29 protein-coding genes are annotated in these 20,864 nt (G+C 43.8%); 23 read left to right on the plus strand and 6 right to left on the minus strand.

The window, feature by feature from the left end:
* Positions 1-136: 136 nt before the first annotated feature.
* Positions 137-541: a hypothetical protein gene (locus AVL57_RS19890; protein ID WP_061093633.1), complete on the minus strand. Its 405-nt coding sequence runs from the start codon at positions 539-541 to the stop codon at positions 137-139.
* A gap of 372 nt (positions 542-913) precedes the next feature.
* On the opposite strand from AVL57_RS19890, the gene AVL57_RS19895 reads away from it, so the two are divergent.
* The 10 genes from AVL57_RS19895 to AVL57_RS19940 all read left to right on the plus strand — a co-directional run bounded on the left by AVL57_RS19895 (position 914) and on the right by AVL57_RS19940 (position 5,445).
* Complete coding sequence (locus AVL57_RS19895; protein WP_061093634.1) at positions 914-1,435, plus strand: hypothetical protein; 522 nt, start codon at positions 914-916, stop codon at positions 1,433-1,435.
* Positions 1,436-1,587: 152 nt separating this feature from the next.
* A complete protein-coding gene (locus tag AVL57_RS19900; protein WP_061093635.1) occupies positions 1,588-1,839 on the plus strand; it encodes a hypothetical protein in 252 nt (83 codons plus the stop codon).
* A gap of 77 nt (positions 1,840-1,916) precedes the next feature.
* Positions 1,917-2,552 carry an AAA family ATPase gene (locus AVL57_RS19905; protein WP_061093636.1) on the plus strand — a complete coding sequence of 212 codons (636 nt, stop codon included), beginning with the start codon at positions 1,917-1,919 and terminating at the stop codon, positions 2,550-2,552.
* A 121-nt stretch (positions 2,553-2,673) separates the two neighbouring features.
* On the plus strand, positions 2,674-2,961 hold the full coding sequence (locus AVL57_RS19910; protein ID WP_061093637.1) for a hypothetical protein: 288 nt from the start codon (positions 2,674-2,676) through the stop codon (positions 2,959-2,961).
* 93 nt (positions 2,962-3,054) lie between these two features.
* The gene (locus AVL57_RS19915) at positions 3,055-3,240 is read left to right on the plus strand and encodes a hypothetical protein (protein WP_061093638.1); all 186 of its coding nucleotides are present in this window, start codon (positions 3,055-3,057) and stop codon (positions 3,238-3,240) included.
* A 9-nt stretch (positions 3,241-3,249) separates the two neighbouring features.
* Positions 3,250-3,456 carry a hypothetical protein gene (locus AVL57_RS19920; RefSeq protein ID WP_061093639.1) on the plus strand — a complete coding sequence of 69 codons (207 nt, stop codon included), beginning with the start codon at positions 3,250-3,252 and terminating at the stop codon, positions 3,454-3,456.
* A gap of 132 nt (positions 3,457-3,588) precedes the next feature.
* Positions 3,589-3,921, plus strand: coding sequence for a hypothetical protein (locus AVL57_RS19925; protein ID WP_061093640.1), 333 nt, complete (start codon positions 3,589-3,591; stop codon positions 3,919-3,921).
* Positions 3,922-4,026: 105 nt separating this feature from the next.
* The gene (locus AVL57_RS19930) at positions 4,027-4,587 is read left to right on the plus strand and encodes a hypothetical protein (protein ID WP_061093641.1); all 561 of its coding nucleotides are present in this window, start codon (positions 4,027-4,029) and stop codon (positions 4,585-4,587) included.
* Positions 4,588-4,772: 185 nt separating this feature from the next.
* The gene (locus tag AVL57_RS19935; RefSeq protein ID WP_061093642.1) at positions 4,773-5,129 is read left to right on the plus strand and encodes a hypothetical protein; all 357 of its coding nucleotides are present in this window, start codon (positions 4,773-4,775) and stop codon (positions 5,127-5,129) included.
* Between the two features lies 1 nt (position 5,130).
* Entirely contained in the window at positions 5,131-5,445 is a 315-nt protein-coding gene (locus tag AVL57_RS19940; protein ID WP_061093643.1) for a hypothetical protein, read from the plus strand.
* Between the two features lie 289 nt (positions 5,446-5,734).
* On the opposite strand, the gene AVL57_RS19945 is transcribed toward AVL57_RS19940, so the two are convergent.
* Together AVL57_RS19945 and AVL57_RS19950 are read right to left on the minus strand one after the other, a co-directional pair.
* Positions 5,735-5,932, minus strand: a complete 198-nt coding sequence (locus AVL57_RS19945; RefSeq protein ID WP_061093644.1) for a hypothetical protein — start codon at positions 5,930-5,932, stop codon at positions 5,735-5,737.
* Positions 5,933-5,954: 22 nt separating this feature from the next.
* Positions 5,955-6,374 carry a hypothetical protein gene (locus tag AVL57_RS19950; protein ID WP_061093645.1) on the minus strand — a complete coding sequence of 140 codons (420 nt, stop codon included), beginning with the start codon at positions 6,372-6,374 and terminating at the stop codon, positions 5,955-5,957.
* Between the two features lie 170 nt (positions 6,375-6,544).
* Between AVL57_RS19950 and AVL57_RS21460 the strand changes: the two genes are divergently transcribed.
* The 13 genes from AVL57_RS21460 (at position 6,545) to AVL57_RS20005 (ending at position 16,339) form a co-directional block, all read left to right on the plus strand.
* Positions 6,545-7,126, plus strand: coding sequence for a hypothetical protein (locus AVL57_RS21460; RefSeq protein WP_312038638.1), 582 nt, complete (start codon positions 6,545-6,547; stop codon positions 7,124-7,126).
* A gap of 6 nt (positions 7,127-7,132) precedes the next feature.
* Positions 7,133-7,942, plus strand: a complete 810-nt coding sequence (locus tag AVL57_RS21465) for a DNA cytosine methyltransferase (RefSeq protein WP_312038639.1) — start codon at positions 7,133-7,135, stop codon at positions 7,940-7,942.
* 164 nt (positions 7,943-8,106) lie between these two features.
* A complete protein-coding gene (locus tag AVL57_RS19960) occupies positions 8,107-8,718 on the plus strand; it encodes a hypothetical protein (RefSeq protein ID WP_061093646.1) in 612 nt (203 codons plus the stop codon).
* A gap of 79 nt (positions 8,719-8,797) precedes the next feature.
* Complete coding sequence (locus AVL57_RS21255; protein ID WP_156454876.1) at positions 8,798-8,962, plus strand: hypothetical protein; 165 nt, start codon at positions 8,798-8,800, stop codon at positions 8,960-8,962.
* 42 nt (positions 8,963-9,004) lie between these two features.
* On the plus strand, positions 9,005-9,688 hold the full coding sequence (locus AVL57_RS19965; protein WP_061093647.1) for a hypothetical protein: 684 nt from the start codon (positions 9,005-9,007) through the stop codon (positions 9,686-9,688).
* A 78-nt stretch (positions 9,689-9,766) separates the two neighbouring features.
* Positions 9,767-10,279 (plus strand): hypothetical protein, encoded by a 513-nt coding sequence (locus AVL57_RS19970; RefSeq protein ID WP_061093648.1) that lies wholly within the window; start codon positions 9,767-9,769, stop codon positions 10,277-10,279.
* A gap of 132 nt (positions 10,280-10,411) precedes the next feature.
* Positions 10,412-10,786: a hypothetical protein gene (locus tag AVL57_RS19975; RefSeq protein WP_061093649.1), complete on the plus strand. Its 375-nt coding sequence runs from the start codon at positions 10,412-10,414 to the stop codon at positions 10,784-10,786.
* Positions 10,787-10,962: 176 nt separating this feature from the next.
* Entirely contained in the window at positions 10,963-11,352 is a 390-nt protein-coding gene (locus tag AVL57_RS19980; protein ID WP_061093650.1) for a hypothetical protein, read from the plus strand.
* A gap of 756 nt (positions 11,353-12,108) precedes the next feature.
* Positions 12,109-13,134: a phosphoadenosine phosphosulfate reductase domain-containing protein gene (locus tag AVL57_RS19985; RefSeq protein WP_061093651.1), complete on the plus strand. Its 1,026-nt coding sequence runs from the start codon at positions 12,109-12,111 to the stop codon at positions 13,132-13,134.
* Between the two features lie 167 nt (positions 13,135-13,301).
* Positions 13,302-13,691, plus strand: a complete 390-nt coding sequence (locus AVL57_RS19990) for an antitoxin Xre-like helix-turn-helix domain-containing protein (RefSeq protein WP_061093652.1) — start codon at positions 13,302-13,304, stop codon at positions 13,689-13,691.
* A 3-nt stretch (positions 13,692-13,694) separates the two neighbouring features.
* On the plus strand, positions 13,695-14,369 hold the full coding sequence (locus tag AVL57_RS19995; protein WP_061093653.1) for an RES family NAD+ phosphorylase: 675 nt from the start codon (positions 13,695-13,697) through the stop codon (positions 14,367-14,369).
* Between the two features lie 129 nt (positions 14,370-14,498).
* On the plus strand, positions 14,499-15,860 hold the full coding sequence (locus AVL57_RS20000) for a hypothetical protein (protein ID WP_061093654.1): 1,362 nt from the start codon (positions 14,499-14,501) through the stop codon (positions 15,858-15,860).
* An 83-nt stretch (positions 15,861-15,943) separates the two neighbouring features.
* The gene (locus AVL57_RS20005; protein WP_061093655.1) at positions 15,944-16,339 is read left to right on the plus strand and encodes a hypothetical protein; all 396 of its coding nucleotides are present in this window, start codon (positions 15,944-15,946) and stop codon (positions 16,337-16,339) included.
* Between the two features lie 1,012 nt (positions 16,340-17,351).
* On the opposite strand, the gene AVL57_RS20015 is transcribed toward AVL57_RS20005, so the two are convergent.
* The 3 genes from AVL57_RS20015 to AVL57_RS20025 all read right to left on the minus strand — a co-directional run bounded on the left by AVL57_RS20015 (position 17,352) and on the right by AVL57_RS20025 (position 20,635).
* Positions 17,352-18,206, minus strand: coding sequence for a hypothetical protein (locus AVL57_RS20015; protein WP_156454877.1), 855 nt, complete (start codon positions 18,204-18,206; stop codon positions 17,352-17,354).
* Positions 18,207-18,804: 598 nt separating this feature from the next.
* The gene (locus AVL57_RS21360; protein ID WP_208858305.1) at positions 18,805-19,347 is read right to left on the minus strand and encodes a hypothetical protein; all 543 of its coding nucleotides are present in this window, start codon (positions 19,345-19,347) and stop codon (positions 18,805-18,807) included.
* 298 nt (positions 19,348-19,645) lie between these two features.
* A complete protein-coding gene (locus AVL57_RS20025) occupies positions 19,646-20,635 on the minus strand; it encodes a site-specific integrase (protein WP_061093659.1) in 990 nt (329 codons plus the stop codon).
* Positions 20,636-20,864: the final 229 nt, after the last annotated feature.

The raw sequence follows: 20,864 nt of genomic DNA on the forward strand, positions 1-20,864 counted from the left end.
CTGCTTTACCGCTTCACTTTCCCTGTAGTCTAGAGTCTGCTAGGCAATTTTAGTCGAATGTATGTAGATATTAGTGGCATCTAATTCTTCAATATACAACGCCCAAATCGGTTTTGGTCTGAAAGTTTGACCATTCTCATCTAAAGTCATTTAAGTTTGCGAGTTTGGTATTCTCAATTTGTTTAACATACTGCTGCAACTTGAACATTTGATACAGGAGTTCTTTAGTTTCTGAATGAAGTAGCGCATTTTCCGCTCTGAGCTCATCGCGTTGAAGTCTATATTTGTTTTTTAGAGCAGTTTGTTTAGATATCTGCTTCTTTAAATGTAGATTTGCATTGCAGTCTTCGTTTTTACTGCTCTTTATAGCCCTTATACGTTCTTTGAGGTTTCTGTATTCAGTACAATTATAATTTAACGCACCATTAGATAAACCAGCCTTTTTTTCAATGGCATGCTGTGAAATTCTCGTCCCTTTGGCCAAGATCTCATTTATAGCGTTTTCTACGGCAGCTACCGTTCTTTGAATACGATCATTCATTGATATTTACACCACAAAAATCCAAGAATTCTTTATGTGAATCTCGTTCCAGTAATAAGAAATCAATCTGTGCCTGCGTTCTTTTATGCTTAATACTTCCATCTATTGAAACAAATGTAATAATAATCATTTTGAACACGCTGGGTAATGAGTTTTAACTTGTTAAAACTGCTCAAATATGCGCTAAAAACGGGGTTCTTTATGTGAATTGTAGGTTAAAAAGGACACGCAAATTTTTGGGGTTCGTGGCTTTTAACTATAGAAAATTAATTTTCATTAGGTTGAATTTGGGGAAGGGAGTCCGGCTTTAAATTGCGCTCATTCATCATTGTGGGACGTTTCAGTTACACCCACTTACTGACTGGAATTCACATGAACGCAATAGCATTTCGAGAGCTAACAGATTCACTCAACCTGCAAATCCACCATGCTTACTTCACTTGTCAGGGCACTGAATCTTTAAGAGGTTGGCTATTTAAGGCTAAGGTACTTCGAGATGATGCAGTCTATGCGATTGATGAATGTCCTAAGACCTCTGACACTAAACACATTCAAAGAGCAGTCAGAAGTGCAAACAAACGCATTAGCGAGGTGCAGCAGAAAATAGATGATATTGATAACAAGAAGTTGATTTCAAAGTTTAGTAAGGCGTTGAATAAGTTTAGTAAGGCGTTGAATAAAGAAGGTAAAGGCTCTGTCACTATTAGCTACACAAGCTTAGACACGCAGGAATGCATCACTGTGAGTGAGTCAGCCATTCAATGTTTAAAACGCATTGAGCAGGGTAACATCGTCAACATAGCTTCTATTGGCTACACGCACAATTCGCAGTATGCGCTATGCAAAACGGATCGTAACCACACAATTACTGTCACTGTGCATTCACCAGCCTAAAGCCTTTCATAGGCAGGATGTTTATAAATAAGACATATATCGCGCTAGGTGCAATTCAGTATATGAATTGCACGACTTTGCATACTCCGATTACCTTACCAGCCACACTGGTACCCCTGGTGGCTTGTTTTATTAATGATGGAATGTGAGCTATGAATGTTGATGATATGTATGTCGAATGTTTAGTGCCTGAGAGCTACCAAGGTAGATGCCTCGTAATACTAGGCGCTGGGCATGAAATTGAGCTGGTTTTACCCACTTTAAAAGATGCCCAAAGCCTATCAAATTTCGCATTGAACCCTGAAGTAGGCGGGTTTAGTACGGCGCGTATCGAATGCACTGACAGAGCTGTCACTCTTACTAATTCTTACGAATGGTTATTTGATATTGGGATAACGGGTTAATAGTAAGCAGGCCATAAATTGCACCATTGTCCTTGTTAGTTACGTTGACCTTGAACTTAAATCATCGAGGTCATTCCATGTATCATAATTCTATACGCCGCTTTGTTGCCCTATCTGGATGGGAAGGTGCAGGTAAATCAGAAGGTGTTAAACATATTGCACGTCAGTTGGGTTTCTTCATGTTTCCTGAGATTGCGCGGATCATGTTTCCTATCAACGAAAAAATCTTACAAAAGCCTTTAAACGAACTTTCAGAGCTTACTTTTAGTGGTTACGTTACCGGCCACCATACGTGTGTAGCCAATCGTATCCAAAAAGCTGTCTTTGACCGTTGCATTTTAGATCCATTAACCTACCAAGCTTTATACTCGCCCGAAAAGCAGCTAAACCTTCGAGAGATACAAGGCTACATTCATCAGTTCAACGACGAATTTGAACAAGATACTCTGTACGATGACATCGTGCTGTTATCCCACCCTAAAGATGCAGGCTTTATTGAAGAAGTCGTATTTAAAGATAAAGACCGCAAATACAGCACGAGCATTGAGCAATACCTTAGTGACGCGAAAGCCTTTGAAGAACACTTTCAGGTAATTGCTGCTGGCCTCAAGGGGGTGACAAACCGCATTCACCTTATCCCTGCTTTTCCGGAAAATCCCGAAGTGCTAAGCGACTTAACGCTGGTGGCCGCAGACTTATACAAACCCAATTAAATATCACGATATCCGGAAAGCCGTTGCGCCCACATATGTGGGTGCGTAAAACGGACTTTATTTGCGGCTTACTGGCCGTTTCGTATATTTCCAAGCATCAAAGAAGTAAGAGGAAATAAACATGTTCACTAGTAGTACTATCCGTAACACCGCTGATGGGAAACGATTTTTCCCCGTCATTGATTCCGTCGTATTACCCCTTGAATTCGACTCAAGTGCCGAGCTTAAAACCAGCATGAGTGCCATGATTAAAGACGATGTTCCGATGCTTTTAGCGCTTACCGAAGAAGCGATTGAAGATATGGAGCGAGAGCTTTCAAGTGCCATTTATCTGTACCTTGATAAGCGCATTGCCTCAGCAAGAACCCTTGCAGTGCGGTTAAGCGGCATGATCCGACAAGCGGCCTAGCAGGGCTGCTTTCTCCAGAACGGGCTAGGTACTTTGATAACACCCGTATGGCTTTCTAGTCAACGCGGTATTAACTTTCACACAGGCGATTCAATGAGCAATATAAAATTAGATTTACGCACCCTAGTAACGGAATTGCGCGAAGAAGAACAAACTGCGTCCAACAGTGGAAATCAATTACACGCTAAAGGGCTATCTCATGCTCGCGGGTTACTTGAAGCGGTTTTAAAGCGACATTCTATTGAGATCCCCAATCGATTAGAAAACATTTATGGTTAAGGCTTTGCTATGGAAAACAAGCTACTTCCTGATATTAAGACCAGTATTGAGAGGCCTACAGATGGTTTATCTATTCAGCTTATTAGTGAGATGTCTGGTGCAGAAGTGTTAAGTACTCAGGCTTCATTTCATGGTGAAATTGTTATCAGTGCCGAGCGTAGGCAAGTTTTTCTCACTGCGCTTAGCCATCTGGTGGATGATTTTAGGGTTTATTAATTCAGTTTCATGACTCCCCCTAATAGCCGCGCCTTACGCGGCTTTTTTATGGCACGGAATAATAGGTGCTTTTTTGCAACCCCCCCCCTTTGAGACACGTTGAACTTGTCAACTAACAACGGAGTTTCAACGATGTACGCAATCGATAGTAAGCAGGTTTCAAGTAAGAAAGTCAGAGTTACCATTTCGGGTATGCGTTTTGTCGCATTGGGTATGTTTATCGGCCATTTAGCTTTGTCATTAAGGTGTGCGCTACCTGCCTTCTTCAATGGCCACCTAAGTCAGTTTCAATTTATTGGTGGACTAGGGCTGATATGCGCTGGTGTGTTGCTATCTGCCACTGTCATAAACATGGTGACACATGTATCTCGTGACTATGACGAACGCCAACAGCAGTTCGAACAGGTGCTATGCCTGATGTTGGTTAATGCGTTTTTATATGTTGGTTATGGCTTGTTCTGGTAGGGCATGTTCGGCTCAAGGTAGACCGCTTTTAAGCGGTCTATTTTTGCTGAATCCAATCAAGCTGACACGTTCTAGGTGTACCCAATTGAACAGTAAGAGGCAATTATGAAAACGCAAATTCAAGCCATATTAAATGATAGCGGAACCTTGTTTCACTTCACTTCGAGCCCACTAACCGGTGCTGATGATCGTGCTTGGTTTCTCATTGAATCAACCGTTTCGAATTTACGTGAAGCAGTGCATCGCTCTGTCACGCATATACTTACCATTAGCGGGTTAACCAAAGAGATATTCGCTATCGATTGTGACTTTACCGCACTGATCGTGACTGTGACGTATGAGCCAAGTTGCCTAAGTGACAAGACGTTAGCCCTTAACACCCTTGAAGCGATGAAGTGTCGTGTTGATGTTATCTCAGGCCAACCGGTGACATTTTACTATCAAGAAGGGAAAGGCGTGTGCTGGACACCGGAAATTATCTCAGAGCAGCGTGAGACAATCATATATGTTGCTCAGTCATTCGGCTTCTTACTGGAAGAAGAAGAAACCGATTCGGCTATCTACGCCCAGCGGATACGTGAATATTCCTGCCACCCGCGTTCACAATATGGTGCCAACCTTATTGAGTCACTTGGTGCTCCATTACTGGCGCAACACTTCTCTTAATGCCCCTGGTGGGGGTTCACCACCCCCCCAGCTTGGCTCTAAATTTCACTCACTGCGCCTAGTCGCTATCGCTTTGGTCGCATAAAGCAGGGCGTATGGATAACGTGGCCGCGAAGGCATTTTTTCGACCTTTTGAGCTAACCTGCCACAGTCATTAGCATACTCAACAACCTCTCAGGGGCCTTATGAAATTATTGGAACTTAGAACCCACCTAGCCGAGTTGCATAACCGAACTATCTCACCGTCGGGCATTGTTGGCCGAGGTTATAAAAACCCTCGCGCTGCAGCGGCTAACTGGCTCTATCGCGAACTCCACAACCTCGTTAACCCAAACGACAAGGTAGATGAGTGTAGCGTGAAAAGTGACGGTAAACCGTTTACAACAGAAGCCAATGCCATGAATAGCCAACTCTATAAAGCCGCTAAAGCAGGTACGGTCAAACTGTTAAACGATGCCACTGTTACTGACTATGGCGTGAAACCTACCAGTGAAGGGGATGGCTATATGGCTTTCATCCGTTATCAAGTAAAGCGAGGTTGATATGTACACTTTTAATGTGAGAAAAGAAGGGTTCACTGAACCTGCTATCAGTCACACTATTGTGAAGGGATATAAACATCACTACTTTGTGGAAACGGTCAACCAACTGGATGACGGACGCTTAAGCATTTGCTTTGCTGCTTATCGACCGGAACGTAAGAAATGGATAGAAGATCTCGCCTACTTTGACAAAGACGCTGCACCGTTTATCAAAGCCTTGTTCGATTACGCGATTAAACGCACCATCATTTCAACGATACCCCAAGTTGTTAGCCTCTATGTCGAAAGCAGTAATGAAGTAACAAATGTAGTTTAGTAACTTGCCCCTTTGGGGGCGTAGATACATCAGATAGAAAAAAAGCACAGTGAGCAGACTCATTGTGCTTTTTCGTTTAAATTTGGCTTGTGAATGGCAAGATGGCCAGACAAGGTAAACGACATCGAGTGATGTCGTTTAAGTGCGACTTAGTGTTGCCCCGATTGGTGTTTATGGGTCTTTAACTTGTCGGCATTAAAATGAACCCAGATACATGCTAGACCGCCTATTATCACGGGCGTTAAAATCATAAACCAAAATGCGCCACCGTAACTTGCTAGTTCGTTGATCATTTATGGTCCTCTTCATCTTCGCTTGCATTGGTTATTTTGTAGTCCAAGTATAAGCCATAGCCATAGCAAAGTACACCGGTTGCAAACAGGATAGCCGCGGCATTCATGCTCATTTTGTCACTATCAACAAAGAAGCCAACCCAGCCACCACCAAGATAAAATACACCGAGCTTACGCAGATCATCACCCAGCACTCGTAGCGAAGCGCGGTGAAATCTACTTTTTTACCATATTGTTCTCCTCAATTTGTGCCCCCTCAAGATTAATGACATGAGTGGGTTCGTCTTTGCTGTTATCCGCATAAACCAAAACGGATGTTTTACCTTCGTAACGTTCAAGAAAGACGATTGAGCCGCCGGAAGGGTTATCAGCTGTACCAAAACCATCAAGTTGTATGGCTAAGCCCAGATTATTGTCGGTACTTACCGTGCCCGTTACCTCTGCATCATCGGCTTCATCGACTAAGGTGAAATGAAACGTTTCTTCATCATCTACCAATGGCATTTCTGCCCATATCACCGTGGTTAAATCGTTGGCATGAACGATGGTGTATTCCTTACTTTGCCTTCTCAGGCTTTCAGTAAGCGTATTTACTTCATCCACGGTATGGCAGGTTTCTCGATACAGTTTCACCATAATTATTTCCCCTTAAAAGCTATTCCAATACAGGCATAGTGCGGGTTTCGGGAGTTGTGGCAACAAAAGGCCGGAGCGCTAAAAGCGCAGCATAAAGGGGGTGTTTTTTTGAAAAGCGGGTGGGGTATGTGACGTTTAGTGTGTCTTAAAACCACAGCTTGGATGAACCCATGACCGACCATATTACCGCTGCTTGCTCACCTCATAAAAATGCTAAACGTACTTACTTTGATGGCCAAATACTGGCGAACAATGACTTTGCTATCGGCACAACTTACCGCCGTGAAATCACTAGCAAAGGTGTTGAGTTGGTAGTGGATGAAAATGGCCCTTTGGTGGTCAGTGGCAAATCGGTTCGTGGTGCTAACCATGCCAAGCCGTTGGTGGATATTTGTAACCGTGATTTTGCGGATTATGTTGGGGAAGCCGAGCAGGTGCATATTCATGCTCAGCAAGGTCGAATTCTTATCACCGTCCATGCAAACGAACAAAGACGCGCACAGCGCGAGAAGGATTTTGTAAACGCGGTGAACGCGGGCACACTGACAGAAGGCACCTTATGTGCAGGTATCGGTATGTCTACCGCTGCTTTACATGACGGTTTCGCCAGTGCGGGATATGAAGTTGATACCCAGTGGATTGCTGATCGCGAACGCAAGTACCTCGATGTGGCAATGCGCAATAACCCTGCCGTTACATCAAGCACGCGTGTACTCAACAGCCCATTAGAAATGATTGAATTAGACTGGTAAAACAGTGTGAACATCTGCCAGTTCTCACTTCCTTGCACTGGCCACAGCAAGTCAGGCAAAACAAAAAATAAAATCGCGATTGCAGAACAGCATCCGACTGATGCCGTTGGCGTCTATGGCTACCTAAAAGCGCTAGACACTATCAACGCGGCCGTATATCTCAGTGAAAATGTACCAGAAGCTAAAGACAGCGCTTCATACGTGTTGATTAAAGCTACCCTTCAAGCCCTTGGTTACAACATCTTTGAAACCATTTTAAATAATGAACAATCAGGCTCTATTGAAAACCGCGAACGTTATTGGTTCGTAGCGGTATCAAAAGGGCTACGTTTAGACGCAGAAACGGCTATTCCTTGCTACCCACGTGCTCATAAGCGTCTAGGCGAAATCATGGAGCCTATCGCGGCAAACGACAAAATGTGGTCTGAAAATACCTACCTAAAAGAAAAGGCTAAGCTTGATGCCAAAAAAGGCAATGGCTTTACCCGTCAGCTGGTGAATGAAGACACCACACAAGTAGGCACAATCAACCGCCACTATACTAAACGTCAGTCTACGCCCCCAATGGTAGCGCGCCCCGATGGTATGGAACGCTTGTTAACACCGGTAGAGCATGCAAGAGCGAAGCAATGCAATGAGGCGCTGGGGGCTGATACCCCAATGACCACGGCGCATGAAGGTTTGGGACAAGGTATCGATATGAAACAAGGCGAAGGCATGGCCAAGTGGATTGCCATGGCAGTTTGCCACCTTGTTAAAGCGCCCCGTCAAACCATGACAACCCAGTTTGAGTTTCTAGACCTCATGCTTGCCTAATCACGGGAAACGCCGCCCACGGGCGGTTTTTTTAGCCCCCTGGTCGCTACCGCTTATGGGCAAAATAAAAGCGTAAGCAATGGATAAGTGACCACGGCGTTTTATTGCATCTCTTGCCAATATCATCACGTTGAATAGGTAATCAACTGACAACAGGAATACTCATGAACGTCGATATTTTAGCAACTAGAGTGCTGGCGCCCCTTGTTTGGAATTGGGAACACTATGAAGACAAGCCTTATACCCATGTCAAAAATCAGATTGTGACCGCTATTGAAAAAGTCTCAATTGAAGGCGCTGCACCGCACTGGCGTATCGTCGCAATGGCCCAAACGCTTCCCGATTTCTTGGCGCAAATCGTACGTGCACGCGGCGAAGCGTGCTGCTATGGATTGATGAAGCGTGGTGGCGGCAAGTTAAGTGTTGGCACGTATATGAGCCAATTTGAGAAAGGCTTTCATATGAAAGAGTTTATCGACATAGTTCATTTTGCCAGTGCCTTTGAAGGCGTTACCTTTAAGCGCGAAGACTTACCTACCCAAGGGAAGGGGAGTCGCATGGGTAAGTCATTGTTGAATGACATCGATACCCTACCTTGCTTTTCGTCTACACAAGACGGTCGTTGCCATATTGGTCAGCCTGAAACCTCATTACATGGGGTGGCCATTTATGAAGTGCTTACCCTCTTGTATCAACATCCCACTATTGGGTTCAAAGAGCGCCACGAAATTGCCCAACGACTAGGCGAAATGGAAACCTCATCAATCCCTTTTTAACACTCGGCACTTATTTGCAATCTCCCCTTTGATTGGCACGTTGAACCTATCTTAATCAAGCCAATTTTAAGGGGGGCTTATGAAATACCGCGTGATCCTAAATGCCGAAGATGGCTGCTACACCCTGAAGGATAACTTCACCTCAAGAAGTGCCGCAGAGCGCTATATCACGAACAACGCGGACCGTTATGGCGAAGGCCAATCGCTGTTTGTTGAACCGTACTCGCCTAATGCTTATTTCTAGCCCTGTTTTCAGGGCCTCAGCACAGCTTTAAAGGAATTCACTATGTCATATTTTGTTTTGTTTAACCGTGAAGTTGTCGCCACCACACTTCTCAACATTAGCGAGGAAGACAAGGCCACGTTGAACCTCGATATATTAGCCGAGAACTACCTCATTGATATTGATGTTTTTGCCGCCATTGAGCTTGGTGGCGATAATAATGTGGTTGACGAATTAGGCTACATTTCACGCCGTTGGCATGTTGCTGCTTTTGGGGCCTCAAAAGGCGATATTATGGGGGAAGTGGCAGGGAAGGGCGCCAAAGCTTGTTATGATAAATTCCTGCGCCCCAATGGCCGCGTGACGAAAGCGTCAACACACATTAAAGCGTATGAACATGCCCTTGAAGAAACCAAGGTCATAGACCCAAAAGACTTTGCTGATAGCTTAGCCGGTGTCTCCCTTCACCCTGCGTTTTATGACTCACTGGAAGAGAACCCAAATCCCATCGCGCCATCGGTTAAACAGTGGATGGATTCATGGGCTTGTTTCTCCCTAATAGAAGATAGCGGGGATTACCGCATTGAACGCCCCCAAGATAATCTAGACGCCATTGCCATTCTTGCCGCCTTCTCTTTGATGGTAAGCAAAGGTGACGATGACTACACCATTCCAGTAGGCAATGGTTTTGCACAGCAGCTCAGCAATTCAAGACGCCGCTCCACCCCTTATCACATCGCCGCATAAACGCCCATGCTTGCCTCAGCACATACGCTGGGGCCTTAAATGCCGCTAACACACCTTCTATTTATGGGAACGAAACAAATGAGTACAAAAAGAAAAGAAGCTTTTGATATACCTGGCATCAATAACCAACTATGCGCGTTAGGCTTCAGTTTGGGTATTGATTATAACAACGATGATGCATTAAGCGTGATTGAACAACGAGGACAAAGCACAGGTATTTGTACCTTTTATGTGGGGGAGCAGTGTTACTGGGTTGCCCCGCATAGCTACAAACTTGATGTAGACACCGTTTACAGCTTTAACAGCAGTTTATGGAAAATAAGAGCTCAGGTGAAAGAGAGCCCATACCATGTGTTTGAGAATACAAAGGTGAAAAGAGACCTGCAAAAGCAAGTGCGGCCAAATAGGCGCGTCATGGACGTTAATCAGAAAGCCCAAAAGGCGCTACTACGAGATGTTCAAGGCACACAATTTATATATGTCTATTCCAGTTCGCTTGTGGGCAATTTTGACATTACCTTGCTGGGCGAATCTGTCACCAATGCGCACACCTTAAAAGAGTACTTCAATATCGATAGTCACGGGCAGTAAAGCCCGTTTCACTGGCCCCTCGTTTTCAATGACAAATGGAAAAAGGCAATCATCAGAACGGGGGCGCTTTTTTGCAACTTTACCACCAGCTTGCACAGTAGACCTGTACCCAATGACCTGTCGGAGAATGATATGAGCAAGCTAACTAAATACCTTGAACCCGTTTCACAACCTCTATTACCTTCACGCGCAAACATCACGCTTGTATTGCACGAGCCGCGCAGTGACCTTGGCTTAACTTTCGCAATGGCTTCATTGCCATTCATCATGAAAGAAATGCCACAAGTGAAAGGCACCGGCTGCGTTATCCCTAATATTGGGTATGTATTAAATGATGGCCTTACCCAATTTGAACGTATCGAAGCCTTGCTGGTGGAAGATTTGGGTATTGCACACAATGTTACCCATATCGAAATGATCGCGTTAAACGGTGAAGAAACCGCTTTCGTTGTTACGTTCAATATCAATGTTGCACTTCCAGCACGCACAGCAAAACTGGCTGCGTAACCTGTTACACCTCCCGTTTGCCCCTCCTGTTAGGGGCTTTTTTTGCCTGTTTTTTCCTCGCCTTCAAGCGCCATTTATTTGCAGGTTTCGACCACAATGCAACGTTAGGTTATCCCAACAAAACGGGAACACGCCTTCATCGCCATCATCCCAGTTTCAATATTATGAGGTTTATTATGTTTGTTACCGCCAATCGATTACCCATTACACGTACAGAGCATTTAGCCGTAGGTAGCCAAGTGAGCATCAGTTCAGGCATGGGCGGCACCTACACGCTGGTGGTGAAGGCCACAGATAACGGCACGTTTAAGTTTGGGGGTTCACCTAATCAAGACCTGCCCAGCTATTTTAAGAACGCCTCATTCTCTGCAGAGGAAGTGAAAACAGACTGCTTTGTGTTAATGCCTAACCTTGATTACGGTCTTTTCCAAGAACACATCAACGCTGCAAAAGCCGCTGGATACCAAACCCATGAAGAGATATGCGAAGCCATCGGGAAAGTAAATGGCTTGTCAGCCCCGACGATAGCGCGGTGGATTTCTCGCTCAGACAAACTTGTGTATTGAGTGGGAGGACAAGCAAGGGGGAGTTGCACCCCCTCTATCACCCAAGCGACACCTTTATTTGCAGCCACCTTGTTAAATGGCACGTTAGCAAAGTACTTAATTAAACCGGAGCAGCCATCATGGATTCATCAATACAGCCACCCGCGCAAACTAAACCCCCCGTTAAAGTCATGACTTACGACGAGCGCGTAGCCAAGATGACAAAATTTGCGGATTGCGAATACCAGCTAACCCTTGCTAAAAAACCGTGCGTAGATTTGTCACACAAGCCAAAAAGGAAACGACCTTGGCCGATAAGCTACGCTATGACGATGCCCGTAAAAGAGCCGAGCAGGTACTCAGAAAGCTGCGCCAGAACATCTTTGACCTAGAAGATAAGTTTACCGCGCCTTAACCACCCCCGAGCAGCGTGCCAGGTGCGGCCGCTGCATTCCCTATGCTGCCCCTTGTTCGCTACCGCTTTCTGGGCAGTCTTTTTATTTATGGTGAAAGTCGGCAGGGGAAACACGCCCCCTTGCCCTATGGGTGCGCCTTGCGCATTCTTTTAGTCACTGGAAATGAAACCTTCACGCACCGTGAACTCCTACATGGGTATACATGGTGATATTCATCTAACCGCCACCCCCCTTCATTTTTTGTATGTCATCGCCGTAGGCGTTCAAACAGTTTGCATATCAGCCCGAAAAACAGTGCTTTTTTGTCAACTTCTCCCGAGTTGGCACATTGAGTTAACCCAATGAGCACAAAGGAAAGGCTATGTATAACGCTGATATGTTTGATTTTTCAGGTAGCAACCTCAACGCTGAATCTGTGAGCTTCAGAGAAGAACTGATCCGCCACTATGCAAAAGAGCACAACACAATATTTTTCTGTAACCACAGTGCTGGTAAAGACTCACAAGCGATGTACCACACCATCAAACGTCTAGTAAGACCTGACCAAATCGTCGTTGTTCACGCTAACCTAGGCCGTGTGGAGCATGAAGAGGTTATCGAACACATCGAAGCCACCGTGGATGGCTTGCCCGTTAATGTCGTTCAAAACAAAGTGAAAGACTTCATTGGCATGGTATTGCTTAGAGGTATGTTCCCTTCACCACAATACCGCCAGTGCACCAGCGACTTAAAGACTGGCCCACTCGATGTCTTCATTCGTAGAGTAATGAAAGAGCGTGGCGCGAAAGTGGCTTTTAACTGTATTGGATTAAGAGCCGAAGAATCTCGCCAACGTGCGATGAAAAACCCTCTATGGATAAACAAGCGCCTTACCCTAAAGCCAAACAAAAAAGGTGTAGTCGCTAGAACCGTGTTTGATTGGATGCCGATTTTCTCTCTTAAGACGGATGAAGTGTTCGATACCATTTATAACGCAGGTCAAACACCTCACCCTGCTTACGGTGAACGTGGCGAGAAGTACAGCCGGTTAAGTTGCCGCTTTTGTATCATGGGGTGCAAGCAAGATATCGCACATGGGGCGCAAACATACCCAGACCACTACGCACAAATCATTGCTCTGGAAAACGTTACTGGCCACACCATGTTTTGTCGCAAAGTAAAAGGTGAAACCGTGCCCTATAGCTTGGCTGAAAAAGCAGGGATAGCACCAGACCTTAACGCAGTGAGAATGCATGAAGCTGCGCTTATCGCAGAGCGTGAAACGCTGATTGCACAGAAGGCCGAGCGTGACGAAGAGAAAGCCTTGGCAAGACAGGCAAGAGCCGCTGACAGTGCCAAGCGCGCTAATCGTAAACGGGATGGACTCACCGCAGACATGTTTGGGTAGGGGGCGTCCTCCCCCTTATATCTCTATTACAAATATATACGCTGGTGGGGTGTCTGAGCCCCCCTTTGTGCAAGAGATTGGCTTTTTGGGTAAAGTACATATATATACTCTTATTGCATATTGGTGTATAATTATACGCATAGGATAATGCGTACGGGAGCGTTTCTATGACAACAACAGCGAATACCCTCGAAAGATTTGATAGTGCTCAAGTGGCTCAAACCAGCTTGAAAGCGTTTTTCAATATCTGCGAGAAGTGGAAATTAAGTACCGATGAAATCATTCGATTACTGGGGGAGCCTAGCAGAGCGACGTTTTTCAAATGGAAACGTGGTGAAGTTACCAAGCTTTCTCCGGATCAGCTTACCCGTATTTCTATCGTCTTAGGTGTCTATAAAGCTCTGCGTTTATTGTTCCCCACTGCGGAACAGGCGCATGCTTGGATAAACAAGCCTAATTCCCACTTTGGTGGCCGACCTGCTAAAGATCAGTTTTGCCAAGGTAGCATGCTTACTATGCTTGATTTACGCCGCTATCTAGATGCTGTTCGGGGATAGCTGTTGAATACTATTACTCCTACTTGGGCGAATAAGGCTCACCGCCTTATTCCCTCGCACTTCCCGCCTATCAGCTTGTTTGAAGATGTGGCCAGTGAGGATGAGTTTGAAATTCTCTATGCCGTTGAAAGTCTAACTAACGATAGGTTATTAGAGGAACTAGGCCAACTCACGCTAGTTGCACCAGAGGACCGGATTTATGGTCAAGGTAGCACCCCCGTAATGGCGGCGTTTACGCATATCGGAATGCCCAGTAGATTTACCAATGGTCAGTATGGTGTGTACTACTGCGGCAGCACACTTGATGTGGCAATTGCTGAAACGCGTTACCACCGTGAATTGTTTCTGGCCACGACCCAAGAGCCCGACACTGAAATCACGATGCGGGAATACATCAATGAGGTGGTGTTACCGGTTGCTGATATCAGAGGCAGTAACTTTGACAACCTGCACCAACCAAATAGTTATGATGCGTCTCAAGCGTTCGCTAAACAACAACTTCTCGAAGGGGCGAATGGTTTACTCTATCGTAGCGTGAGACTCGCTGGTGGTGAATGCTGTGCCATCTTCAAACCAAAAGCATTATCTTGCGCGACACAAGGTTGCCACCTTCGCTATGTATGGAATGGTAATGCGCAACGGATTACTGATGTATTAGAAGTTCGGATGCACACCTAACACCCCCAGCAATACCCATAATACCTTTTCTAAGAATCAGTGATATTCGCCCACCACTGGCGCTTTATTGCGCGTTAAAAATAACATGCAACGTTCTTCCTGTACTCACCGTCCAGTAAGGAACTCACCATGTCATTAGATTTATCCAGTCGCGAAACCTGTTTGGCCATCGGTAACTTTGTGCGTGAACATACCACGTTCATGCCAAAAATGTCCGGTCACGAATTAGGCCAATGTCTTTATAAACAAAATGCTGATTCATACATGGCCCGCTATGAAAATGCAGAACCAGCGCCGTGGTGCAATGACCTTACCACCGATATCACCTACACCCGTGCAGAGGTATACGGCACTGCCCGTCATATTCTCTATGGTAATTGCTATGTAGGGGATGAAGAACACGAAATACAAAACTTTGCTTTCTGTGAAGCGATGCTTCAAGCACTTATTGCTAGCCCTGGCGATACGCAAACGTACGATCCAATTATCGGCCGCTACCTCGATACCAGTAAAATGCAAGGGTATGTGGATGCCTATGTCGTAGACGTTAATGACACCGGCAGACATGCCATTGACCTGCACTCTGGCAAACGTACCAAGCAAGTCAATTACACCTTACTTGCCCATGATAACTTTCAAGACGAATGGAAACTGATGAATGTCGACCAAGCGCGTGTGTCGACTTCTGATAGCCGCCCACCACTGACCATTGGCCAAATAAATGATGCAGTCGCCTTTGTAAAATCCGAAGAGCAACGCAAGCACAACGAAGCCGAAACTAAACGCAAAGCCGCTGATGATGCATTTGCTCAGTTCGTCTCCTACATCGATTCACATATGCCTAAGAACACACAAGCCGTTATCGTCGCTGAGCGGGTGGGGAACGCATGTAACCCTCTTGAAGATTACTATGGTGCCAATACCTACGAAACCGTTGTTATCGGGTGGTCTACCCATACCCGCAACCTATTCCCCGAAATGCGTAAGGCCGCTAAAGGCTATGCGCCGGTTGCTCACCTAGCTGACCTGCCTAAAGATATGGAACACAAACGCTCATACAGCTCTAAACGCGCCTATCTCAAAGAATGCTCTAATGAATTCGCTGATGGCTGGATGGTGTATAAGGTGAACCTATTTGGTTATGGCGCTAAGTACGTTCCTAATGGCGCAACTATCTGTGATGCTCTACTGGGTAAAGCGGCTCCTGTTACAAACACCAGTAATAACGAACAACCAAACACAGAACCTCGCATAGTATTCAACGAAGCCCTACAAGGGATTGAAATTCACTTCTCAGGTAAGCCCAATGAAGAAGTGCTCGCCAGTCTCAATGTCTCGGCCTTTCGATATCACCGTAAAAAGAAAGTCTGGTACGCAAAACACAATCCTGAAAATCTCTGTGTGGCTGAAACCATTACCGCAAAACCTAAACATAACTGTAAACCCGAAGGGCTTAAACATATCAACTCAATTAAAGAATTACTGGTATAGGGCATAAGGGGGTGCGCCCCTTTTTTGCAACTCTATCTTTTATAGGCACGTTGTATTAGTCACTCACTTTACTAGGCGCGAACATGAATACTGTTACCCCTCTTTTTGTATGCCCACTCGATACGCAAATTCGTAATGCGGGTGGCCCAGGATTTAATACGCATACCCGTGTTAACAATTCTCACGATAACTTCGTTTATGAGTTCGATACCCATGAGGGGGTGAAACAAATCATTGCGCCTAAATCGATACCTGTAACTTCTCGTGTAGTGAATGGCATAACACTTAATGCCGGTTTCAATGTGGTGACTAATGAAGTCTCACTTGTGTCTTCAAAAGGTAATTCACTAATCAATACTCAGCGTTGTTGCTCAGTTATCGATAAAACATTGGAGGGGGTGTTGGGCCTGTGCAAGCAACTTGGATTCGAAGAGGAAAATATATCAAAGAATCAAATACGGCAATTCTGTGCAACGTGAGGCGCACTTTACTCAGCGCACCTAATGGCAGCGCTAATAAAAGTTTTCGCTATATAGCCGCTTTTAGCCGCACTCTGAGTCGATTTCAAGCGCAGCGGAAACCTTATATGCGTTTTCGCTATCGCTCCCTGCGGCATATCAGTTTCCTTTCAAATTTCATTCGTGCTTTTGTCGCCATTTAATTCTTACTCCCTACGTTACTGTAATTTCAAAAACACTATTTAAAGCTGTTTCAATAACACGATTTTGAAGGCTAAAAGGGCAATATTTTGAGTGTTACAAAAACACATTATTGTGATGATTGTTAATCAGGTATTTTACTAATCAAATTGAGAACCAAGCTAAATTCGCCTTATACAAATCGGTGGTGACAACCCAACATTCTTATAATGTGGGCGATATATCAGTGCGCCATTTGTCTTTTGATGTGCGCAGGGCGCTTTTGCGTAGTCGTATCGGGCAGGCTATTGCTCAAAACAACTCTTATCGTCTTCTAAATAGCATTAGCTGATGTGGAGAGAGCATTTACTATGTCCTAAAGAGCGTTTGCTAGGCTGTTGCATGATAATTTCATATGTATGAGACGTTTTTTTGCTGCGAATTCACATTCCGATACGCTGTACATAACTTAAATATGGCTAGGATTGACTGATGATTAAGAGTGACAACTTTCTACCACACTATTGCGCGTATCCCCTTCAACCTGAAATGGTTAGAGAGCTGGGTGAGAGAATGAGAAATGAAGAAGACTGTTTAACAGAAACCGGTCATGCTTTTACAGCAGAATATCTAAGTCGGTGTGTACAGGCACATAATGAATATCTCGCAATTGTCACAAGACTGTTCGGCTGCAAACCTGTTCCAATGCCAACCTATAAAAAGTAATTTCCCGATGAGGTCATGGTCAAAGCAGGTACGTGTAAGCCCTCAAAAAATCCATTGAAAGGTTGGATTGCTGTTTAGGTTAAGGTTTAAAAATAACAGTCTAATACGTTATGCATACACTGTCGTTTTAGCAGCCTAGTCCCTCATGCTTGACCCTCTTATCAATCTCATTTGATAGTCGTTCTGAAATTGGAGTTACCTGCTTCAAATGAAATAGCGCCTCTACATACATGACGGGAAGTAAGTAAAGAAACTCACTTTCCGATTTATTTTGATAAAGCCACAAAGTCGCATGTCTACGCCAAGCCATGTAATAAGAAGTGAAATAAGGTACTGGCGCTTCGAAAATAGGTATCAGCTCATGTGCTATATGATTTGGCTTTAATCTTTCTAATAGCCATTTGGCTAAAAAGATTGAAACCGGACACAAATTGAAAATGTCATTGACCTGATCATCTGTTACACCATTAACTTCCTGAGTAAAAATATCAAATTTGAATTCGCTATATCTTGAGATGTAGTTTCCACAAAGGTAGGAGATCAAAATCTCCGCATCTGAAATGACTAAATGCAAGTCGTCTCGTGCTTTTATGTTTTCAAACAAACCATCTAAATCACAGGCTGCTTGGAGTGGGAAGCATTTCAGAAAAGATAAAAGGTGGGGTAGTGTTTTATTTAATGATTTTTCGATAACAGGTGGCTCTTCAAGTACGGAAATCGTGAGAACGTCTAAGGCTATCTCGTACTCTATTTCACTAAAAGCCCGTTTCTGATTCGCATTGAGTACTGCCCAAATAATAGAAGGACTCTTAGGATGCTCTTCTAAAAGAAGGCTAATGTGGTTTTCGGACCCGATAGCTACTTCTGCAAGGCAGTGGGGTTCTAAATACGCATCACTAGTTTCACCATAGGTAGTCTTGGCTAAGTCTATTTGTATTCTTCCACCTTTGATACATTCAAGAGTTGCCGCTTCTATACACATCCCACACATAATTTCTTCCCTACATTCGCGCCAAATACTTATTTTGATAAACCATAGAGTGCTGCGGTGACTATAGCTTTTAAATAATTATTTATCACTCAACGAAGGCAAAGTAATAAAAACGACTGGTACATTTTGAATAAGAGCTCACTTATACTGCAATTTTAAGGAAGCGCTGCGGGTATATCTGCCTTACTCTCGCAGTATTAGTGGTATGTTAAATTTCCTAAATCGAGGGTTTGACACCTGTTTGTGTGTAGTTGCTTGAAGGATTCCTTTTATAAGAACACTATACAAAGGCAATGACGATGAAAACAAACTTAGTTTCCCGAATTGAAACCAACTTAAGTAGTGAGCTATAGCACCTACACTGGGTAGTCGGACATGTGAAAAATGTCTCTCAGGCCTATTAATACTGAATGTCAGTGGCGTAGGTATAGCGAACTGATAGAGGTGTTTCGCTAAACACATCACTCCGCATGTTCGGGTGGTCATCGATTCCGATATAGCTTAAGTGTGTTTAAAGAAACACCGTCTGGTTAGATAATACTTGTAGCGTTTCTAATTAGTTTGTTACTGGTTATGATTGAAAGTCATACTATTGCCCTAGCAATTCTCTTCTGTTCTTAGTCGATATTACGTTTGCTAGTCTTTCATATGTGTCTTTCGAAAATCCTTCAAAACCAATTGCACCTAAGAACGGCGCGAACGTAAAACAGGCAACGAAATTATTGTCTTTAGATTCTGCGGTAAGTACCTTCTTAATGTTGCTTTCCTCTGACTGTGAAATTTTGCTTGTTAAGAAGTATTGTCGTGTCTTATATGTCGGATTCACAAAGAAAGTATAGCTTCCTGTGAAATATTCCATGTATCTAGTAATGTCTGCTTCGGTTGAATTTGACTCAAACGAGTTTAATACGTTGGGTAGAGCAGCGCCTCTTGCGTCGCCTTCTATTGTTGTTATTATAGCGGCTTTGACATCAGGAGATGCGGCATCAAACCATGTATTGCATGCATCATTCAGCCCACTGAGGTTCTTGTAGTCCTCTGTTGAATAGTACCATTTAAACTTTTTCCCCTTACCACCCATGCTGTTTACCCAATCTACGGCAACTGGATTTTCTTGTTCGATTAGATCCATTAGTCTTGTTTCTGGTGAGTCTTCTTTAAATGAACACCCTGCGAGAATTACGATAAAGACGAGTAGTATGAGTTTCACAATCATTCCTTGATGTTAAAGTATTGGATTACTTCCGAGAAAGATTCAACCTAACCTTTTAATCAAAAAAGTCTAATGTGAGCCCCACATCATCGAGTAGAATAGTGGGGTTTTGCACCAACTTTCAAAATCGAGATACGTTTGAGTTTGGCTTACTTGATTAAGTTCTATTAGCTGAACTGTCAGTTTACTTATTAAAATTAATAGAGGCTATATAAAGCTACTCGCGAATCTCTAAAGAGCCTCTTTGTTTCAACTTTAAATGTAATATATTTTTAATTCGAGGAATGTCGGCGTGATTTGGTTTAACCAAATTTGTTGATGTGTGTCCGTATCGCTTTTTAGCATAGTGTTGTGAAGCAGTAAGATCGGTTCCATGGCCTACGATGACTGCGATTTCTTCTAGCGAGTAACCAGCATGCTTTAAATTGGCAATACACTGGTGTCGAAAAGTGTATAGGCTAAGACCTTTTAAACTAGGAAAGTTGCTAGAAATTACTCGATTAATTGTAACGCGCACATTGTTATAAAACGCATCCCAATCGAAGTCGGTCTTGTTTATGCCACTTGCATAATATATTGCTAGACTAACAAACATTCTTTGCTTGTCAGTGAAGTCTGAGAGATCCAATATTCGATACTTCCCGAAAGAGCGCCCGTTAGTTGCTTTACCATTTATGACTGTCATCGCAGGGAACTTACCGCTGTAAACCCCCAATCCTTCAGTTGCTTTTAGCAGTGACTCAGTAGACTCGACAAGTTCGGCGCTTTGCCATTCCGAAGGCCGCAGCCCACAATGTAATGTAGCTTTGATAAAAGCATAAGCTGGGCTTAATAAAGTATCGGATGAGGTTTTAATTTTCTCTTCAAAAAACAGATCTAATTTTGCCAATTTCTTTTCAGAAATATTTTTCTTTTTCTTTGAACTAGTTTGAAGGTTACTGCGCTTGCATTCATCTGATGACAAGCTATTAATCTTTTCTGCCTCTGAAATCATTGAGTGATTCTCATAATACATTACGAGACTTGCTTTAATGGTTCTTAGCCACGAGTAACTTTTGGTTGGAATCATGTTCGAGACAAATTCATAAACTGAGTCAGGTGAAACGTCAGAACATGATTTTTTTACTTGGCCGAATAAGTAGCGAACTCTCTTTTGATAGGCTTCCTCAGTAGAAGGCTCTCTAGATATTGATTTTTTATCAGGCATTTCAATTTCTCTAGTACATCGTAAAACCTATTCTATCAATGCAAAAATCACCTACTTAACAACAAACTTCTGCCATATCCGGAAATAAGTTGTCGAGCTTTGCCATCTCGATAAGCTACCAACTAATAGTTTTGAAGGGGGTTCTTAGAAGGCTTACTCAAGTGCTTTTTACGTCAAGGAAATGCTCTATGAGGCATTTAATGATTTAGAAATGACTTTTGTGGGGTTT

Source organism: Alteromonas stellipolaris (genome assembly GCF_001562115.1).
In the GTDB taxonomy this organism is placed as follows: Bacteria; Pseudomonadota; Gammaproteobacteria; order Enterobacterales; family Alteromonadaceae; genus Alteromonas; species Alteromonas stellipolaris.

What these genes read in the sequence shown, in the direction of transcription:
- AVL57_RS19990 (WP_061093652.1), top strand. Translation starts at nt 13,302, where the DNA reads ATGACAACAACAGCGAATACCCTCGAAAGATTTGATAGTGCTCAAGTG.
- AVL57_RS19915 (WP_061093638.1), top strand. Translation starts at nt 3,055, where the DNA reads ATGAGCAATATAAAATTAGATTTACGCACCCTAGTAACGGAATTGCGC.
- AVL57_RS20015 (WP_156454877.1), bottom strand. Translation starts at nt 18,206, where the DNA reads ATGTGTATAGAAGCGGCAACTCTTGAATGTATCAAAGGTGGAAGAATA.
- AVL57_RS19965 (WP_061093647.1), top strand. Translation starts at nt 9,005, where the DNA reads ATGTCATATTTTGTTTTGTTTAACCGTGAAGTTGTCGCCACCACACTT.
- AVL57_RS19970 (WP_061093648.1), top strand. Translation starts at nt 9,767, where the DNA reads ATGAGTACAAAAAGAAAAGAAGCTTTTGATATACCTGGCATCAATAAC.
- AVL57_RS19905 (WP_061093636.1), top strand. Translation starts at nt 1,917, where the DNA reads ATGTATCATAATTCTATACGCCGCTTTGTTGCCCTATCTGGATGGGAA.
- AVL57_RS19935 (WP_061093642.1), top strand. Translation starts at nt 4,773, where the DNA reads ATGAAATTATTGGAACTTAGAACCCACCTAGCCGAGTTGCATAACCGA.
- AVL57_RS19900 (WP_061093635.1), top strand. Translation starts at nt 1,588, where the DNA reads ATGAATGTTGATGATATGTATGTCGAATGTTTAGTGCCTGAGAGCTAC.
- AVL57_RS20005 (WP_061093655.1), top strand. Translation starts at nt 15,944, where the DNA reads ATGAATACTGTTACCCCTCTTTTTGTATGCCCACTCGATACGCAAATT.
- AVL57_RS19890 (WP_061093633.1), bottom strand. Translation starts at nt 541, where the DNA reads ATGAATGATCGTATTCAAAGAACGGTAGCTGCCGTAGAAAACGCTATA.
- AVL57_RS19895 (WP_061093634.1), top strand. Translation starts at nt 914, where the DNA reads ATGAACGCAATAGCATTTCGAGAGCTAACAGATTCACTCAACCTGCAA.
- AVL57_RS20025 (WP_061093659.1), bottom strand. Translation starts at nt 20,635, where the DNA reads ATGCCTGATAAAAAATCAATATCTAGAGAGCCTTCTACTGAGGAAGCC.
- AVL57_RS19910 (WP_061093637.1), top strand. Translation starts at nt 2,674, where the DNA reads ATGTTCACTAGTAGTACTATCCGTAACACCGCTGATGGGAAACGATTT.
- AVL57_RS21460 (WP_312038638.1), top strand. Translation starts at nt 6,545, where the DNA reads ATGACCGACCATATTACCGCTGCTTGCTCACCTCATAAAAATGCTAAA.
- AVL57_RS19925 (WP_061093640.1), top strand. Translation starts at nt 3,589, where the DNA reads ATGTACGCAATCGATAGTAAGCAGGTTTCAAGTAAGAAAGTCAGAGTT.
- AVL57_RS19940 (WP_061093643.1), top strand. Translation starts at nt 5,131, where the DNA reads ATGTACACTTTTAATGTGAGAAAAGAAGGGTTCACTGAACCTGCTATC.
- AVL57_RS19920 (WP_061093639.1), top strand. Translation starts at nt 3,250, where the DNA reads ATGGAAAACAAGCTACTTCCTGATATTAAGACCAGTATTGAGAGGCCT.
- AVL57_RS19980 (WP_061093650.1), top strand. Translation starts at nt 10,963, where the DNA reads ATGTTTGTTACCGCCAATCGATTACCCATTACACGTACAGAGCATTTA.
- AVL57_RS21255 (WP_156454876.1), top strand. Translation starts at nt 8,798, where the DNA reads ATGAAATACCGCGTGATCCTAAATGCCGAAGATGGCTGCTACACCCTG.
- AVL57_RS19960 (WP_061093646.1), top strand. Translation starts at nt 8,107, where the DNA reads ATGAACGTCGATATTTTAGCAACTAGAGTGCTGGCGCCCCTTGTTTGG.
- AVL57_RS21360 (WP_208858305.1), bottom strand. Translation starts at nt 19,347, where the DNA reads ATGGATCTAATCGAACAAGAAAATCCAGTTGCCGTAGATTGGGTAAAC.
- AVL57_RS19975 (WP_061093649.1), top strand. Translation starts at nt 10,412, where the DNA reads ATGAGCAAGCTAACTAAATACCTTGAACCCGTTTCACAACCTCTATTA.
- AVL57_RS19930 (WP_061093641.1), top strand. Translation starts at nt 4,027, where the DNA reads ATGAAAACGCAAATTCAAGCCATATTAAATGATAGCGGAACCTTGTTT.
- AVL57_RS20000 (WP_061093654.1), top strand. Translation starts at nt 14,499, where the DNA reads ATGTCATTAGATTTATCCAGTCGCGAAACCTGTTTGGCCATCGGTAAC.
- AVL57_RS19985 (WP_061093651.1), top strand. Translation starts at nt 12,109, where the DNA reads ATGTATAACGCTGATATGTTTGATTTTTCAGGTAGCAACCTCAACGCT.
- AVL57_RS19950 (WP_061093645.1), bottom strand. Translation starts at nt 6,374, where the DNA reads ATGGTGAAACTGTATCGAGAAACCTGCCATACCGTGGATGAAGTAAAT.